Source organism: Bacillus sp. SIMBA_005 (genome assembly GCF_046535585.1).
GTDB lineage: Bacteria > Bacillota > Bacilli > Bacillales > Bacillaceae > Bacillus > Bacillus pumilus.
The window spans coordinates 1-251 of sequence record NZ_JAWRWI010000848.1; the positions used below are offsets into that span (position 1 = coordinate 1).

General features: G+C 46.6%; 1 protein-coding gene. It reads right to left on the reverse strand.

Features of this window, described 5'->3' with window-relative positions:
- Positions 1–251: asparagine synthase-related protein (locus SB660_RS22470; RefSeq protein ID WP_410584692.1), on the reverse strand; the 251-nt coding region annotated here is incomplete at both ends.

Here is a 251-nt window from a genome sequence, read left to right on the forward strand (position 1 = left end):
CAATATAAGCGTCTGTTTCACTTTCGCGAATGATGTTGCGAACCCATTCGTTCATTTCATTTTTCAGCCAGTGGCGGATCGGCACAGGGAAGCCGAGTTTTTTGCGGTTAAGCACATGATCAGGCACTACCCCTTCAGCAGCTTTGCGCAGAAGGTATTTCGTCGTGCCGTTTTTCGTTTTCAATTCATCCGGAATTTTTGAAGCTACGTCAAACACGACTTTATCAAGGAACGGCACGCGCAGTTCCAAT